Source organism: Pseudomonas sp. CIP-10, from assembly GCF_020911845.1.
Lineage (GTDB): Bacteria > Pseudomonadota > Gammaproteobacteria > Pseudomonadales > Pseudomonadaceae > Aquipseudomonas > Aquipseudomonas alloputida.
This window is the reverse complement of the sequence record NZ_CP087160.1, coordinates 742,896-758,671: the sequence shown is the minus strand read 5'-3', so window position 1 is coordinate 758,671 and position 15,776 is coordinate 742,896. Positions and strand designations below refer to the sequence as shown.

The 15,776-nt window shown below is 51.6% G+C and carries 12 protein-coding genes; 6 read left to right on the top strand and 6 right to left on the bottom strand.

The annotated features are described in order from the left end of the window. Position 1: 1 nt before the first annotated feature. Genes LMH93_RS03415 through LMH93_RS03405 form a run of 3 tightly spaced genes read right to left on the bottom strand, consistent with a single transcriptional unit; the run spans position 2 to position 1,280 of the window. The gene (locus tag LMH93_RS03415) at positions 2-466 is read right to left on the bottom strand and encodes a hypothetical protein (RefSeq protein ID WP_004577283.1); all 465 of its coding nucleotides are present in this window, start codon (positions 464-466) and stop codon (positions 2-4) included. Continuing rightward, positions 463-1,101: a PilW family protein gene (locus LMH93_RS03410; protein WP_004577284.1), complete on the bottom strand. Its 639-nt coding sequence runs from the start codon at positions 1,099-1,101 to the stop codon at positions 463-465. Before LMH93_RS03410 ends, LMH93_RS03415 begins: the two co-directional genes overlap by 4 nt. Beyond that, the gene (locus LMH93_RS03405) at positions 1,098-1,280 is read right to left on the bottom strand and encodes a type IV pilus modification PilV family protein (RefSeq protein WP_003247582.1); all 183 of its coding nucleotides are present in this window, start codon (positions 1,278-1,280) and stop codon (positions 1,098-1,100) included. Before LMH93_RS03405 ends, LMH93_RS03410 begins: the two co-directional genes overlap by 4 nt. A gap of 262 nt (positions 1,281-1,542) precedes the next feature. Here LMH93_RS03405 and LMH93_RS03400 point away from each other — a divergent pair, with 262 nt between their 5' ends. From LMH93_RS03400 to LMH93_RS03385, 4 genes are read left to right on the top strand one after another with little or no spacing between them, the layout of a single operon-like run. After that, positions 1,543-2,691 (top strand): tyrosine-type recombinase/integrase, encoded by a 1,149-nt coding sequence (locus LMH93_RS03400; RefSeq protein ID WP_065757570.1) that lies wholly within the window; start codon positions 1,543-1,545, stop codon positions 2,689-2,691. Then, positions 2,691-4,358 (top strand): hypothetical protein, encoded by a 1,668-nt coding sequence (locus tag LMH93_RS03395; protein WP_065757569.1) that lies wholly within the window; start codon positions 2,691-2,693, stop codon positions 4,356-4,358. Before LMH93_RS03400 ends, LMH93_RS03395 begins: the two co-directional genes overlap by 1 nt. Further along, positions 4,355-6,253, top strand: coding sequence for an integrase (locus LMH93_RS03390; RefSeq protein WP_065757568.1), 1,899 nt, complete (start codon positions 4,355-4,357; stop codon positions 6,251-6,253). The genes LMH93_RS03395 and LMH93_RS03390 overlap by 4 nt, the downstream gene beginning before the upstream one ends. Next, positions 6,250-6,681, top strand: a complete 432-nt coding sequence (locus LMH93_RS03385; RefSeq protein ID WP_065757567.1) for a TetR family transcriptional regulator — start codon at positions 6,250-6,252, stop codon at positions 6,679-6,681. Before LMH93_RS03390 ends, LMH93_RS03385 begins: the two co-directional genes overlap by 4 nt. Positions 6,682-6,935: 254 nt before the next feature. Here LMH93_RS03385 and LMH93_RS03380 read toward each other — a convergent pair whose 3' ends face one another. From LMH93_RS03380 to LMH93_RS03370, 3 genes are all read right to left on the bottom strand, one after another. Beyond that, positions 6,936-7,436 carry a hypothetical protein gene (locus tag LMH93_RS03380; protein ID WP_065757566.1) on the bottom strand — a complete coding sequence of 167 codons (501 nt, stop codon included), beginning with the start codon at positions 7,434-7,436 and terminating at the stop codon, positions 6,936-6,938. A gap of 135 nt (positions 7,437-7,571) precedes the next feature. Then, positions 7,572-9,020, bottom strand: a complete 1,449-nt coding sequence (locus LMH93_RS03375; protein WP_230064834.1) for a hypothetical protein — start codon at positions 9,018-9,020, stop codon at positions 7,572-7,574. Further along, positions 9,017-14,026: an AAA domain-containing protein gene (locus LMH93_RS03370; RefSeq protein WP_230064833.1), complete on the bottom strand. Its 5,010-nt coding sequence runs from the start codon at positions 14,024-14,026 to the stop codon at positions 9,017-9,019. Before LMH93_RS03370 ends, LMH93_RS03375 begins: the two co-directional genes overlap by 4 nt. A gap of 277 nt (positions 14,027-14,303) precedes the next feature. Between LMH93_RS03370 and LMH93_RS03365 the strand changes: the two genes are divergently transcribed. After that, on the top strand, positions 14,304-14,705 hold the full coding sequence (locus tag LMH93_RS03365) for a hypothetical protein (RefSeq protein ID WP_065762008.1): 402 nt from the start codon (positions 14,304-14,306) through the stop codon (positions 14,703-14,705). A 401-nt stretch (positions 14,706-15,106) separates the two neighbouring features. Continuing rightward, positions 15,107-15,775 (top strand): TauD/TfdA family dioxygenase, encoded by a 669-nt coding sequence (locus LMH93_RS03355; RefSeq protein ID WP_083199838.1) that lies wholly within the window; start codon positions 15,107-15,109, stop codon positions 15,773-15,775. Position 15,776 lies beyond the last annotated feature (1 nt).

Sequence of the window (15,776 nt, the reverse complement as noted above, 5' to 3'; positions counted from 1 at the left end):
GTCAGTCTCCTCGCAATCTTTGCCGCCAGGTGATGCGTTGGGTTTGATTGCCGGCCACGGCGTAGACCGCTTCCAGTACATGCCGTGAGCGGCTTTGCTTGCTGACGGCGGTAATCCGGAACAGGCTAACCAGCTGCCCTTCGGGCATGTGCGCGGCACGTTTGCTGACACCCAGGTTCTGCAGCTGGAAAAAGCCGGTCTGGGTACCTTGCCACTGCCCAACCAGATCGTGCGGCCTGGGCGGCGGCAGGCACGCGTTACAAACGTCAGGGGGCGCCCGTTCAAGTTCGCGCTCCCCGGCCAGCAAAGTGGCCTCAGCCTCTTCCAGCGCCAGCAGGCCATCGCTCAGGTAGCCGGTCATCCGTGTTTCCACCAGCGCGTCACGCAGGGCAGATGTGGCAAGCAGGCCCAGCAGGACGCTGAGCACCAACGCCAACAACAGGACAACACCCCGCTGGCGGTTCATGAAGCCGGCACCGGGTTACGCAATGCCACGCTCAGCGCATGGTGCTGCTCAAGCTGCAAGGTCGGCTCATACAATGTCAGCTGAAGATCGATCCGCTCTCCAGCCACCTGCACCACACGCAGTTCGCGCACGTGATCGACCAAGGGCTGATTGCGGCCGCGCCGCTCGAAGTAAAGCGTACTTCCAACGTGAGCATAGCGATGTCGGCTGACAGGCACAGCCATAAGCGTGTCGCTACCTTGCGCGCGCTCCTTGTGTACCTCCACCGTGTTGATACAGTTTGTCAGCAAGGTCCAGTCGGGGTCGCCGGCATACCCTGGTAACTCAGCGACGACCAGGCTCAAACTTGACGGGCCGCTCGCCAAGGGCCGGGCAAAGGCCTGCTCCGCGCCGGAGACCAGAAAGTCGTCTGGGCTCAGGCGCAGGCAACCGAACATCCCGGCCATGCGGATATCCTGCGCCATGCGCAGCAATGCAAGCCGCGCAGAATCCTGCATGCGCACTGCCGTACTTTGCAGGCGCCAAGTCTGGTGCGCAGAGACAAAAAGCTGGCTGGCCGCCGCCAGCAGCATCAATCCGATCGCCAGCGCCACCACCATCTCAAGCAAGCCAAACCCTGCCTGACAGCGCCTCATCGCCGCCTGCGCTCATGTTCGCTGTGCAGCGCCATCGCCGCCTGGCCATCCCGGCGCGCGCTGTCCGCAGCCTGCAATGCCTGCAATTGCATCGCAGCCGTTGCGAACAGACCTGCGGCCACGATCACGATCGCCAACAACACTTCCAGAAGCGTCATGCCCCCTTGCCTTGCGTGCATCCCTGCACCTCCTGCGACTTTTCCCGTCATTGCTTTCAACTTGGGCGACTGGACCTCTTGTCCAACCGCCAGGAAGCTATAGCCAAGCACGTCCAGGGAGGAATGCACGGTGTTCCGGAACGTTGTGAAGGTTAGATTCTAGCTATATTTAGAAACGCCCCTTACGGGTCCTACCCTGAAGCGATGGTTGGGGGCCTCCTATGTCCCTACCTCTGCCAGAGCAGAAAGAGGGTTGAGGCCTATTCGGAGCAAGGAACAGCATATGGAGCTTGTGTGGGCTACTGAAGATTTTGTGATCGCTGGGCAAACTTATCCAGGATTCCCTATTCTCCTGTGGAACACGATGGAGAGTTGCGTCCCGGCCAACCAGTTCTTTCGTCACTACCTGCTTCGGGGGGCTATCGGGTCGATGCGATCCTGGCCCAGCACCGGACGCGCACTATACGATTTCTTCAGCTTCATCCAGGCCCATGAGTTGGACTGGCGTGACGTTGAACGTGGCGAAGCCAAGAGTCTTGTGGCGGCCTATCGGGACTACTGTTTAATGGCGTGTCATCTGGCACAAAACACCACGCGCCAGCGCCTGCAATACGTCTGCAAGTTCTACGATTTCGCCCTAAGGGAGGGATGGGTAAAGCGCCTCCCCTTCACCTACGAAGAGCGCAACATCAGACGAAAATCGGGCTTACTCACTCATATCGATGCCAGTGGCGACAAAGGCATGGCAAACGATGTGATGCCGCGTAAATACAAGACCCTACCCAAGTTTTTGAGCATGGCCGAAGTCAAGGCGCTTCTGGCTGCATCGGAAAACCCCCATCACCGGATGATGATGCGATTAGCACTGCATACAGGGCTACGCCGCGAGGAAATCGCCGCCTTTCCACTCACTTATGTCTTCGACCCGGACAAGACGGGACGCACTGAACGCAACCTCCTCATTCGCCTCGACCCGTTCGACGGTAGCGGTATGGTCACCAAGGGTAGCAAGCCGCGACTTATTCGCATCAGTCGCCATTTCATGGCCGACCTCTATCGCTATGTGACCAAGATGCGCGGTGAACGCGCCTTACTGGACAAGCAACAGCAAAGTGCGCTGTTCCTCAACCAGTTTGGGACCCCATATGGGAATGAAGGCAAAAGTCTGAACCGGATCATCAACGAGGCTGGTAAGCGGGCAGGAATTAAAGTCCATACACATATGCTCAGGCACACCTATGCCACCCATACCTTAGTTAGCCTTCAACGCAACCCTGCGAGTGGGGTAGAGCCCCTTGTGTTCGTTCAACGGCAACTCGGGCACAGTTCAATTCAGACCACCATGGTGTACCTACATCTGATCAACGAAATGGCCGATGAGGCTGTCTTGGCCTATGACGATGAGCTGAACAATTTAGGGGGAGGCGTCTAATGGGCAAACGTAAGATATTTGCCAAAACCGAACTTGGCGTCCCTCAGGTCGAATACAGCCACGATAAGGTAGGTAATGCAGTTATTTTACCCGAGGCTATCCCTCCGACAAATACCACGGTTGAGTTTTTACGAAATACCTATAACCTCCGGCGCTTCGACTTTGTCCGTTGGTACGGCGTGGGCATCGACCCTATTACATATGCCTGTCAGCGCCAGATTGAACGTTTCCTCGTCGGCCAGGATGGTGCTGTCACAGACACTACTGTCTCTCAATACTGCGCGGGTGGATTGCGCAATTTCCTCGACTATTGCGTACTTAGATCGACGGCATTTGGCCGCAATTTGACCCTGGCCGATGTAAGCCGGGAACTCATCGACGGCTTTCTCGCCCATCTGGCTTGCCTAGACGTGGCGACTATTACTCAGAAGACTATCTACTCGCAGACCAAACCCGTGCTGCTCGCCCTGGGAAGACGAGGGCTGATTTCCTTAACCACATACGGCGATGCAGCCACGTTCCCACGCAATCCATTCCCGAATATCAGCCGCAAAAGCAAGGGCGAAAAAGCGCTGTCCAAACAAGAACGGCAAGCACTCACCATAGCCCTCAGGCAGGCCATCAAGCCCATCTGGGATGAAAACCCGCCTGTAACCAGCGAGCTCCTGGTGCTTGCGCTGCTAATCGTAGCACTTCATACCGGACGAAATTCAATACCATTGCTGGAGATGGGCCGTGACTGTCTGCGCCCACACCCTAAGGACAACACAGTGTTCTTAGTACTATGGAAGCGGCGCGGCTATAACACTAGCAAAGTAGCTCTACGCACTGAGTCAAATGCAGAGCGCCTTCTCGAGTCCACACCGAGCGTTAAAAACAACGTGGAGCGTCTGATCCGCCGCGTTATGGAGCTGACTCAATCCCTTGATGCAGAAGCTCCTGATAACCTCAAAGGTCGCGTGTGGCTGTATCGCACTAGTGCCGGCAAAGTAACGGCTTTGACGACAGGAGTGTTAGCTTGGAGGACAAACCAATTCATCGCAATGAATGGGCTCACCGACAACAATGGAGGCCCACTGCGCGTTAACATCTCCCGTCTACGCAAGACCTTCGCCAACCGCATCTTCGAACTCACCGATGGTGATTTGACAATCACAGCTGCAGCCCTTGGAAATACTCTGCCGGTAACGGATCAAAATTACCTTAGGCCAGACGATAATACCCATCGAAATTGGCAGTTCATGGGCGAGGTCTTAGTAAATGAGTTACTGACCCGTACCATCGGAGCAACCTATAAGGTTACCCCTATCGGCCGCTGCGCTGACTCAACAAATGGCCAGTATGCCCCAAAACGCGAGGGGGCAACTTGCATGAGCTTCATGAACTGTCTGCGCTGTAGGCACTACGCGGTGACAGCCGAAGATCTTTACAAGCTATTCAGCTTCTACTTCCGAATTTTAGCCGAACGTTCATGCATGAATAAGCGGCGCTGGTCTCAGAATTATGCCCACATACCTCGCTTGATCGATCACTATATCGTTGCCGAGGGAGTACGTCGCGGCATCTTCAAAACCGAGACTGTGGAGGCTAACCGTGAGCTAGCCCGCGCCCACCCACACCCGTTCTGGTCTGTTGATCTGACTGATAATCTGGAGATCTTTGCATGATCAACAACACCCGGGCGGCACTATCCTACTCCCCTCTTGATACTCAACTGAGCGACGCGCGCGGTCTCTCAGAATCCGACCGGGACGCTCTGATTATCAGTGCCATTCAGGTCGATGATCAGTGGGTCATCATCAGCCGCTACGGCGATGAAATTTGGCATCTCGACGGCTTTACCAGTAATGTCCCAACCGGTAGGAGACAGTTGAATTTCAGCGCAGTAGCGCCCGCATTTCGGGCGGTAATGAAGGCAATGCTGTACCGCTACCTGAGGCGTGGACGTCGCGAAGCGAGTCGCCCTAAAGGTCATATGGTGCGACAACTCTTCTGGAATGCAAGGCCATTCCTGCGCCATTTGGAAGCGCTCAAGATAGATCAACTGAACGCGGTAACATCTCTGATATGCGCGACCTACGTGACCAACTGCAAAACCCATCGCCAGACCGGACGGTCCAATGGCAAACCACTGTCTCAGCGTGGACTGCAAAGCCGTTTCAATGCCGTCGAAGCGCTGTATGAACTCAGCCAATATACTGACGACCCAATTCCCCAACATCCATGGCCCGAAACTTCTGCACAGGCGATGGCGGGGATTGCTGGAATTGGCGCGCTCCCTCTGCTAGGGGGCAAGACACCATTGATCCCTGACAATGTGTTTTGCACTCTATTCGAAAGTGCCTACCACCAAGTTGAACGCGGCCCGGAACTACTTGACCTGCGCGATGAGCTGGATGCTCTCACGGTGCAGCGAAAGGGGCAGACCCATGAGACTGTCGTAGCGGCCAAGAACCGCCACTTAACCTCCGCTGGATGGCAGGGTGGCCTGAAAAGGTTCAACATGGCACTAACTAGCCTCCGTACCGCCAGCTATATTGTTCTGGCATGCACATCCGGTTGCCGCAACCACGAATTAACCAATGTTCAATTGGGTGCACACCACCGTACCCAGGACGACCGGGGAACATTCTATCACTGGATGCGATCACGGTCGGATAAGACCGATGCTGGCATCCATGACTGGATGATCCCCGAAGCCGCCGTACGCGCCTTACGTCTCATGGAGCGCTGGGCCACACCCTTTCAGGCATTGATCGCTACAGAGATCACACAGCGCCGCCGCTCCAATCCACATGATCCGGAAATCGTCGAGGCGTACAAACACCGGCACTCACTCTTTCTCAGCTTGAGCTCGTCGGAGGGCAACCAAGTGCGCACACTAACAAATAACGGTTTGGCCCTCTGTCTCAAGTCATTTGCCAAGGAATGTGGGCTAAGCTGGAATCTCGCTGGCCACCAGTTCCGCCGCAAGTTTGCCAATTACGCTGCCCATAGCCGCTTCGGTGATCTGCGCTACCTTAAGGAGCATTACGCCCACTGGTCGCTAGACATGACTTTGGGCTACGCCATGGACGATAACTGGGGGCAACACCTTGACCTTGAGCTGTACGACGATATTCAAGCGGAGTTGGAGGACATCAAGCTTGGCATAGTCGATAATTGGCTGGGCCATGATCTCTTGGCCGGCGGCTACGGCCGCTCGATCAAACAGTGGCAGCGAAAACCGCAGAATCTACTGATCTTCAAGGACCGCGCCTCAATGCTAAAGTCCATTGCTGAGAGCACCGCCATTCGCAGTAACGGCCACGCATGGTGCACCGCAGACAATGGCGACTGCATAGGCAACACACTCGAGCGCACCCGTTGTAGCAACTGCAGCAACGCAGTGATTGGACGCGGTCATGCGCCTATATACCAAAGACTTTATGATGATTTGAAGGATCTGCTGACCTGCCCAGACATCGGCGAGGCCGGCCGCCAACGCGTTGAGCGCGACTTGAATCGCTGCCGTGACGTACTGGTCCAATTAGGCATGGCGCCGGAGACGCTGATAGCATGAGACCAAAGGAAAAAATCGTCGAGAAATATAAGCCAGCAGAGGATCGTGAAAAGGATCTGAGGCTCGCCCTTTACCGCATTCAGAAAGGTCGTGCCCACACAGGGGAAACCAAAGTCACTATCGCCGCAGTAGCCCGCGAAGCGAAAGTATCGACAGCGTTGATCCACAACTACTACCCAAGCGTTGCCGAAGCTATCCGCGAGGCGCAGGGGCGCTCCAGCCGCGCCATACGTGATGTCAAACACCAAAATTTAATTGCTGAGCGCAAGAAGTCTGCAGCCTACCGTCAGGAGATCGAGGAATTGCAAGCTAGGATCGCCCGTCTCGTATCGATCAATGAAGTTCTGCTGAACGAAAATTTGGTACTAAAAGCCAAGCTGAAAGATCGAAGGGTAGTCGATCTAGACTCAAGGAATCCGTCACAATAGATATCCACGCGACAGCGCCATGAAAATTAAGCCGAGCCATAGCACGACTGCACTCCGGTATCGTCACCAATTTCTTCGATTGATCTCCGCGACACCAATACCACACTGTGATCACCTGACGTTACAGACACTAGACATTAGTGGGAGAAGCCTACTACCCCTGTGAAGGCCGGCTTTCGCTGTCTTTCACAGGGGGATTGCTTAGAGGTTTCTCCATGGATAGGTTTGGCTCTCTAGCACTCAGTAAACGGAAGTTAATCCAAGTTCCTTTGCAGTAACTCCTCAAGCTGCCCAGGAGTTAAGGGTTTCATCCTATACCCCCACGCTGGACTACCAGCGTAGCCATTGTCATTGAGTAGTTTCTGAATCTGACGCATGAAAAAAGGATTACTCCAAGGATGAGTATCGACTATGCCATTAACGCTTTCGGGATAACTGAACCCCAATAGCGGACGCTCTCCAATCCGACCTACTTCGACCCTATAGCCAGCGTCATAGTCTTTGGGATAGTGCCCCTTGGTGAAGTTATCAATTTTTTCCTGTAGGATGGAGCGTTCTCGGTAGGCCGAGAATTCCTTCGTCACAGTGAATACGGCGAAGACTGTGACCGCTATCATAGTGCTCGCTACGATTAGCGCACCGAAGCCGATCGCAATCTTCTTCCACTTCTCCAACGTAAACTTTGCGGCCAATGAAAGCAATAGCCCCGCGACAATAGAGGCAATTATGCTGAGCACGAAGTCGGAGTGAGTCATAATTCGCCCATTAAAGTCAGGTAGTTCATCGAGTATTGAACAGGGGCCCAATCGTCCGGATTAGCAACTTTGATGTTACTATTCGCACCCCAAAATAGATAACGCATCTATCGCCGCACTCTTTTCATAAACAACCTAGACCCGCTGTCGTGGGCGTTGCGTGCTACGAGGCAACACACCAATATAACGAGATACATTGCCAGCGGTATATTCTGCAAGCGTATCCTCCAGAACAGCTTCAACTTTTCTCACCATTACTAGATCCTCAGTTACAAAACCAAACGGAATTGGTACAGGATGACGATCCGGCTGAACAAGGTGATACATAACAATTGCAAAAGAGTTGCTAAGAGTCATAATTTCGACACTAGACAAAATGTCGCTCTCAATAAATCCATGCAAGTAAGCCTCAGCCTCCTTACATTCATTATAGGCACGGTTCATAGCTGAGCCATCAAATTGATCAGCCAGTGGAATTAGCACTTTTGGCTCAAATACGAGCTTTTCCTTTCCGGCAATTGTGACTACAGCAGAGCAGGCAAACGCGCTCAATGCTTGACCATGACGAGAGCACTTACCCCATAGGCCATGAGTAGACGGTGCCAACCAACTGATCGTGGCCGGCTGCTTATTGTCGTCAGTTGCGAATCGCCTTCCATACTTGGAAAGAAGCGCCTCAACCCTATCCCAATTATGAGTAAGTTGTAGAGCCCCATATATGGGCTCAACTCTGCTCTGGCCCGGTCTCGTAGCGGCTTGGGCTTGTGCTGCCTTGCGTGGATCAAAGACTCCATCAGCTAGAAACGTAAGCGTGTGGATGTCGCTTATTTTTTCAGCAAATGACATTACAGACTCAGTATTGCACTGCCCTATAAGGTTCGCTAACTGTTGGCTACGCTGACTAATGTATGCATCTTCCTGTGGCAGTCCAGCGCGCTCCGAAAAACCGTACCTTAGAGTATCCAGCTCAAAACAATAAGATTCAGAGAATCGAATAAACCCATCTTTTTTCTTGTTTACTTCGCTGATCTTGTAAAGCTCGGGAGTTTGGGAGTCTTCCGGCTTGCCAGTAAGCTCGCCGGAGCGATAGATCTTTGACAAATTCCGCTGAAAAGCTTGTTCGGCCTCCGTGGTGGAGTCAGCACGTTTAGAGGGAGAAGCGCTTAAAACCACAGAGCATCTTGGAGACTCTAAGCGATGTTTGGCATGCTCCGTAAATGAATAGGCAAGCAGATCTAACGTGAATACCCTCCTATACTCCATACGACCTTTTACAACAGGGGTGTCTTCGTCTCCCGAAAACATTCGCATCCCCTTTTCAGTGAGTGCTACTCGGCCATCTTGAGATATTTTCAATTCGCCCTGCTGTAGAAATTGTAGTAGTGCAGTGCTGACCTCTTTCAGCGTGAATCCAAAATAAAGCGCTATGTCTGCAGGTGTTAATGCTGACACCTTTAGAAGTCTCAAAATATACTCAGGAACCAAAGGTAGACCACCCTTCTCGACGAGTGTGTATTCGATACGAAATTGCTGTACCGGTACACTGAAATCTATTTCGAAAAGGTTTTGCTCTTTAGAAATCATTTTGCAACTCCTTTGGCGGGCCTAATGGCATATCCCATCTCATGTTGACGTTGCCTAATGAACGTGGACACCCTACCAAGGGGAAGTTTCGCATTCTTTCCTGCCCACATTCTCATATCTCCAACTATGACAAGTCGATCCATAGCTCTGGATAGTGCAACGTTTACCCGGTTAGGTGAGGCTAGGAAGCCTGGAATTTGATCTGGCCAAGAGCGAGTCAGAGAAATGATCACAATGCGGTTCTCTTTTCCTTGATAACTGTCCACTGTGTCGATTTTGACCAAACGTCTGAATGCATCTGGCCAATTTTGCTCAGCAAACTTTCTCCTAACCAATTTTTTCTGCTCACCATACATGCAAATTATGCCGATGGATGGCTCTTGAGTTTGACTCATCTCATTTATCAGACCATCAGAAAATTCACTTTTCTGTTCAATCTCCTTGAGCAATTGAATTATTGAATCGGCTTCAGTTTGATTGGTTAGACTAGAGCTACCCTTAGGTGACTGGTGATGAGCCATATTTCCGAGAGCCCCAGTATCTAGCCAGGTACACACATTTTTTAAGCAATCAGGAACCTGATCAAAATGCGCTGGTATTGGCCTCTTTCCAGTTTCCAAAAAGCCGTCATAAAACACATCCGAGACCATGTCTCCAATTGCAGGCTGCATTCGATATTGGGTTTTCAATGTGGCACTAGCTAACTGGCCATATGGAGAGTCAAATACCCGCTCAAAATCACTGCGCATGATACTTTGGAACTCTCTGGAAGCAGTACTGAGCTCCAAAGCCCTAGCAATGGCTTTCCTATGATCTGTGTCATAAAACGGCGGCAGTTGCCTGTGGTCGCCTACCAGAAGCACTCGACGACCGACCTGCATAGCGATTGCCAACTCGGTTGGTGAGGAACGTGCTGCTTCGTCAATAATTACCCAATCAAACCTACTGTCAGCCAGGCTAAGATGTTTCACTCCAATGCCGACGCATGTACCGCATACCAACGTTCGGGATCGAAGTAAAAACTCATCATAGTTAGCCCTGTCACTACCCATTCGCTCAATCATGTCACTTGAGAGTTCAATCAGCGCCAAACAGCGTTTACGTTCATGAGCGCGGATACCAAATTCGCCGGCTATTTTTTCTTGGACCTGTTCTAGCCAAGTCGAGGGAGCGTCTTCTTCGTCAACCTCAATCTCGAAATCATGGCGCAACAAAGACAAGAGTTCTGAGCGCATTTCATCTATCGCTCCCAAGGAAACATCACCGCTGCCCTCTCGGTCGCTCATACTATTCAAGTCCGCTGTTAACCGCGCGATGCCCTTTACAAGCCCGCCAACTTTTCGTTGAACAGCAATCAGCTCCTCAAGAAACACTGCACTGACACCGAGTGATGGAGCCATAAGACTTAGTCTGTGTGCCATCTCTGCACGGAATGATTCACGTTGCTGGCTTACAATAGAGCGCGAGTAAACATCTCGAAGCTCGTCAGAAACAGCCTGTTCACTGTTGCTAAACCGTACAATATCGAGATCAGTTTTTAGCTTCCTACTGTGAGAGCGAATACGCTCCGCAGCCGTATTTACCGCTTCGTGAGATTGGCTGGTAAGCAGGATATTTCGGACACCTACTACACTGATCAAATAGTGACAGAAAGCCGCGATGAACTCCGTTTTTCCGGTGCCAGGTGGCCCCTGTAACAGTCCCAATGGACCATTATTAACAAGCCTGGCAAAAGCTTCCTTTTGTGCGTCATTTAGACCAATAACAGATCCATCGGCAGCGGGCCGCTCATACATTTTAAAGTGTTGCTCGTTCGGCAAGTCACCGAAGCTTTCAGGTATTGCATCGCAATTCTCATCGAAGTAGTCAACTAAATTTGGAACTACTGCTGAGCGTTTCAGCAGACGCTCTGTTGCATGCTTGCGACGTGAAAATGAGGTTCGTGCTGCTTGAGACTGCAGAAAAAGCTGATCATCAACTTTAATACCTTGGGCTCGCGCCGAAAGAACAAGATAAATTTCTGTTAATGTACTTTTTCTAGTATCAATTACGCCTAAGCTGGAAGTAACTCCATCTTTACGCTTCGAGAGAAAGACTGCATCTTCTGCATCAAAGGACTCTAGGATATCTCGTTCCGCAGTATACGGAATAAGCAAGCCAAGGCGATCCTTGTGTAGCTTGGGCGTATCGGAAACTTCAATACTTGGTAAAGACTCAGGCTCAGTCTCCAGAATAGCTTTCCAGACCTTTGCTACTGGGTATAAATTGGCAGAAGGCTCAGGTGAGGGCTGATCGACTCTGGCCGGTATGGTCGACTCAGCCAGGGGTGATGACATCTGCTCGCCATCAGACAGTATAGTAGAAGACTGCTCCTTTAGGATGCTAACCGCAAGATCACCGAAGCCTGACTGTTGCGCCATGAACTCCGTCAGTGAGGTCAAGTTAGAGTAAGAACCCGTGGAAACCCTGATGCTAACGTCGATTTCAAAATCAGCGTTCTGGATATCACGTAGCCTGATATTGTCCTGCACCCTGGGTGCGAAGGCTTTGATAAATGCTCTTAGGCTAGGGTCATATGTGGCTCGAAACGCTCCTCCAACCCCGTCAAAGCTCACGACCAAGAGTTTTTGGTCTTGGAGATCCTGGTCAATTTTCACGTAAAGACGGCCGTTGTCCGGATAGACTGTGAAGTCCCCATGTCCATCCCGGCTTATGATATCTATTGCAATTGTAGGTCTTGGTTTAGGCGGACTGCATGCTTGTTCAAAAGCCACCTTGAACCGCTCAAGAGATATGAAACCAGACTCGCTCTGTTGTTCTTGGTTAATAGCTTCTCTGAGTACAGATATATCGTTCTCTCTAGCTTCATCCCAGTCCATACCAAGTAACTCGACCGACATTCGCATTACTGCAAAATTGTCCCGCTCGATATCAGTACAACTCTCTAAAAGAGGGCTATATCGATGATTGAACGGCTGAATACCAGAGGCACATATATCAGGCATATCTAATATGTATATTGATGACGTTGCTGCTTCGCTGCTTAGAGCTACCCGCACATTTTTAGGGTGTAGATCACCGTGGACTATCTGCTGTTCGTGAAGGCACTCCACTGCAGTGATAAGCTTTCGTGCAACTACGAAGGCGGTATCGCGCGCAACGCTAGGTAACTCATCCCAGTCGTCCCCATCAATATGGCGCTGGATTACAAATGGTGTACCGCTTCTACCATACCCAAAACTTTCTATGGCAGGAAGAAAATCATAGCTGCTCTTTTGCAAAACCTCGAGGCGTTCAAAGAAAGCGAGAAGCATCGGCCCTTCGCCTTTAGAAACGGAGGTGGCGTTCAGATTTGGCCACATCTTGACTATTTGCGAACCTGACCTATAGACGTCTTTACTGTCTGAATCTACAAGTTGTTCATCTACCGGAAACGCTTTGTAAGGAACAAATCCGGGTAGAGCGAAGCGTTCCAAAACACCATGATCGAATTCGAACTCACCTTCAGCCCTTGGCATGTATCGGTTAAGTTCTTCGAGCAATATGCCAGCATCTGTGTAACGGTCAGAGGGATCAATTTCGATTGCTCGGATCAGGATTTCTGAATACCACGCATCTGAGTTCTTTAGCTTCTGGCGCACATCCGCTATATGCGAGCTTTCAAATTTTAGAGGAAGCGCGTTTGCCGTTATGAGATGCCAACACATCAGCCCCAAAGCAAATACGTCACGCTGAAACGGTGTGCCTTTTCTCGCGTCGGGAGAGGCGTCTTCCGGCATGCAGATTGCGCCGATACTTAACTGGTCGCGACGTGGACCGACCGTACCAGCTGGTTGATGGTAAGCAGCAATGAAGTTCGATAGCGCGATATTGCTGTCCGGAGAGAACCAGATGCTGTGGTCACCAAGATCCCGGTGCGCGACTTTGAATCCGTGCATTGTGGCAAATTGTGCGACCATCACTTTAGCCAATCGAACCCGGCCAGCTTCGTCAAACTGCTCTACGAAACGATTGATAAACTCATTGAGCCGGTAATGTTCTGAGGGCAATTCGCAAAGCTCAGAGTACTCCTGAGTTACAGAGTCTCTTGATGGATTCTTCATCGGACGAAGGCATCGCCTGCCCAAATCTAGGTCTCGGTTACTCAAATAGACTAATACATCACGCTCACGGGAAAGAATCTTGAAACGTCCCTCTGGAGTTTTAGCATCAACATCATCTAGCTTGGAAAAGTCCCAAAGTCGGAGCAGAGCCCGCTCATGCTTATTGTTATCATTTTTTGCCTGGTGTTCGACATACACTTTGCCTGGGTGCTCGAAAATTATCTCCTGAGCCCGAAACCCGTCAACAACCAACTCTTTTGGTTTTGTGTTCCCCTTACTAAACAAGCGGTCAAACACGCTGAAATACTGATTAAGGCCTTGGGCGTTTGGATGCGGCCGAAACCTCTTGTTATATAAGCCTTCGTTAGCGAGCTTAAGAAAATCCGCCAGCGTTAGAACGTGCTTTAGATCACTTTCTGGCAAGCTTGAAAATTTACAATCGCCTGACAGCACCACACAAAATTGAATGTTAGGTACACGGCCATCAGGTAAGTTCTTCTTTACAGCCTGCAATTTCCTTTGGAGCAAAAATGATTTGTTTTGAGTGATTGCAACAGGCGAGCGCCCTCGTTCATCACCGTTCTGATACCACTTCCCTCCGTTGGAAGTGATCTCGCCATTCCAATGCTTGAGTTCAACGATCAGAACGTTCTTGTGAGTCACAATCACAAGGTCAAACTCACCCTCCGAACCTCGTGCATCCGCAAAGCGGAAGCCTGCGTACCCTCGCCAGGGCCACATTCCCCCCGCCCCTGCTGTAAGCGCTTTCAGTTGCTCTGCCATTCCCCCCTTGAGGTGGGAGGAGCTGCTAGCAGGCTTCGGGTTCTGAAAAGCATCCTCCATCTCTTCGATAGCACAAACCTCGTGGCGTAACAGCCCACCTTCCCAGTACAGAACGTCCATTCCATGATCTCCAAAGCCGTACGCCACTCAGGTAAGCGGGCTCAATTGCTGAAAATGGCTGGAACTGTATCAGCGAAAACATGCTGCCATCAAACTGACATCGGGACGTTCTCGGGCTTGAAGGCCATCATTCGGTGGTAACTGGGTGGAAAATCATTTCCTCTGCCCAAGGCTGGAGCTCGCAAGGTAGCTTGGCCGGGCAATGACGCAACTATGGCTTTGCTTACTGCTTATTTTGTGGGCATGCTGTTAACGAAAGGCGCGAGGGGAACAAGCCATGGACCAGGAGGCATTTCAACTAGCAGCATCGTCGGCTGCCGAACTGGTCGACTACCTATGCAACACGAAAGGGGCAACCTCTTCATCTGAGCGCTATAACAAGGTCTTCGGCCTCAACCCGGCCGAATTTTCCGCTCAGCTTGCTACCTATCGTCACAGCCAATCAGATGGCGCAACCACGCCTGAAGCCGAAGCAGCGCTACGCTTTATCACAGATGCCCTACGTGTGGTCATGACGGTGACCGAGAGCGGGGTAGCTATCGAGCGGGCGATTGTCTGGTTCCGCCAAGATCCATTGCCAGCTTTCGGAGGGCGAACAGCAGAGCAACTGGTCAGTCATGGCCAAGTTGAGCGGCTTCTGCAGTTTCTGGCCTCCTGGCAGGCCGGGAGTCAAGGATGAGTACCGACGCCTACCTACAGACCGGTCCGCAGCCGAACTATCACTTGTGCTATCGAACCATCCTTTGCGCCATGGATGAACGGTACGACATACGCGGCTATGTGCTGGCGGAGATGGTGAGAACCTGTTTGAAGCACCGAGCTACCCTACCTGCGGCACAGCGCGCGTACTTTCTGCAGTATGCGCAGTCGGAGGCAATAAGCGATCTCGAAAACCTAACGGCCATTTTGCTATTTGGTCCCCTGGGGCGCTTTTCACCTGAGGAGTATCGCTACTCACAGAGGCCATAAAACAATGACAGCTCCATCTGAGAGTATGCACCGCTGAGCGCGCTCGTTACATTCGACGAGTAAAATTCCCGGACCATTGTTTAGCTAAGTAACACCGAAAAAGGACATGACGTGATTGAGCAGATCGAAGATGCCAAGTTGCAGTTGAGGTCGAACGGTTGGGCCAGCTTTCACATGCACCACTCCGGGCTTGAGTCGATGGAAAGAACTGCCCTAGAAATCGCCTATAGCTTAGGAGATCCTCGCGCATCTCGCCGGCGTGGCCCACTGATTGACCATCTAGTACCGACCGAACAGCAAGCAGCCAACCCTCAATCCCTCAGTGCCCGCTATGGACTGAGCGAATTTCCTTGGCACACCGACGGAGCTCACTGGAGTACACCTCCGCGGTATCTTGTTATGGCGTGCTTTGAAGCGGATCAGCAGGCTGCTGACACTCTCATCTCTGAAGGTCGTCTCTTTGATCCATTGAATTCAGTAGCAGCTCGATCGGCTGTCTTCAGGATTATCAATGGCGGCAATAGTTTCTACGCTTCTGCCCGGCCTCCATCTGATTGCTATTACCGTTATGACCCTGGCTGTATGACACCTACAAATGACAGAGCCCGGGAAATGGTGAGCGCTATAGATCAAGAAAAACCAGTGCACGAACACAAGATCGAGTGGGGGGCTGGGAAGTTTTTGTTACTTGATAACTGGCGCTACCTGCATCGACGTACAGCGGCGACTGGAAGCGCCAAGCGAAAGCTCCTAAGGGTAACAGTCATGGAGAGTTTCTGAG

Coding starts and splice junctions, on each gene's coding strand:
- LMH93_RS03415 (WP_004577283.1), bottom strand. CDS start 466: ATGAACCGCCAGCGGGGTGTTGTCCTGTTGTTGGCGTTGGTGCTCAGC.
- LMH93_RS03410 (WP_004577284.1), bottom strand. CDS start 1,101: ATGAGGCGCTGTCAGGCAGGGTTTGGCTTGCTTGAGATGGTGGTGGCG.
- LMH93_RS03405 (WP_003247582.1), bottom strand. CDS start 1,280: ATGCACGCAAGGCAAGGGGGCATGACGCTTCTGGAAGTGTTGTTGGCG.
- LMH93_RS03400 (WP_065757570.1), top strand. CDS start 1,543: ATGGAGCTTGTGTGGGCTACTGAAGATTTTGTGATCGCTGGGCAAACT.
- LMH93_RS03395 (WP_065757569.1), top strand. CDS start 2,691: ATGGGCAAACGTAAGATATTTGCCAAAACCGAACTTGGCGTCCCTCAG.
- LMH93_RS03390 (WP_065757568.1), top strand. CDS start 4,355: ATGATCAACAACACCCGGGCGGCACTATCCTACTCCCCTCTTGATACT.
- LMH93_RS03385 (WP_065757567.1), top strand. CDS start 6,250: ATGAGACCAAAGGAAAAAATCGTCGAGAAATATAAGCCAGCAGAGGAT.
- LMH93_RS03380 (WP_065757566.1), bottom strand. CDS start 7,436: ATGACTCACTCCGACTTCGTGCTCAGCATAATTGCCTCTATTGTCGCG.
- LMH93_RS03375 (WP_230064834.1), bottom strand. CDS start 9,020: ATGATTTCTAAAGAGCAAAACCTTTTCGAAATAGATTTCAGTGTACCG.
- LMH93_RS03370 (WP_230064833.1), bottom strand. CDS start 14,026: ATGGACGTTCTGTACTGGGAAGGTGGGCTGTTACGCCACGAGGTTTGT.
- LMH93_RS03365 (WP_065762008.1), top strand. CDS start 14,304: ATGGACCAGGAGGCATTTCAACTAGCAGCATCGTCGGCTGCCGAACTG.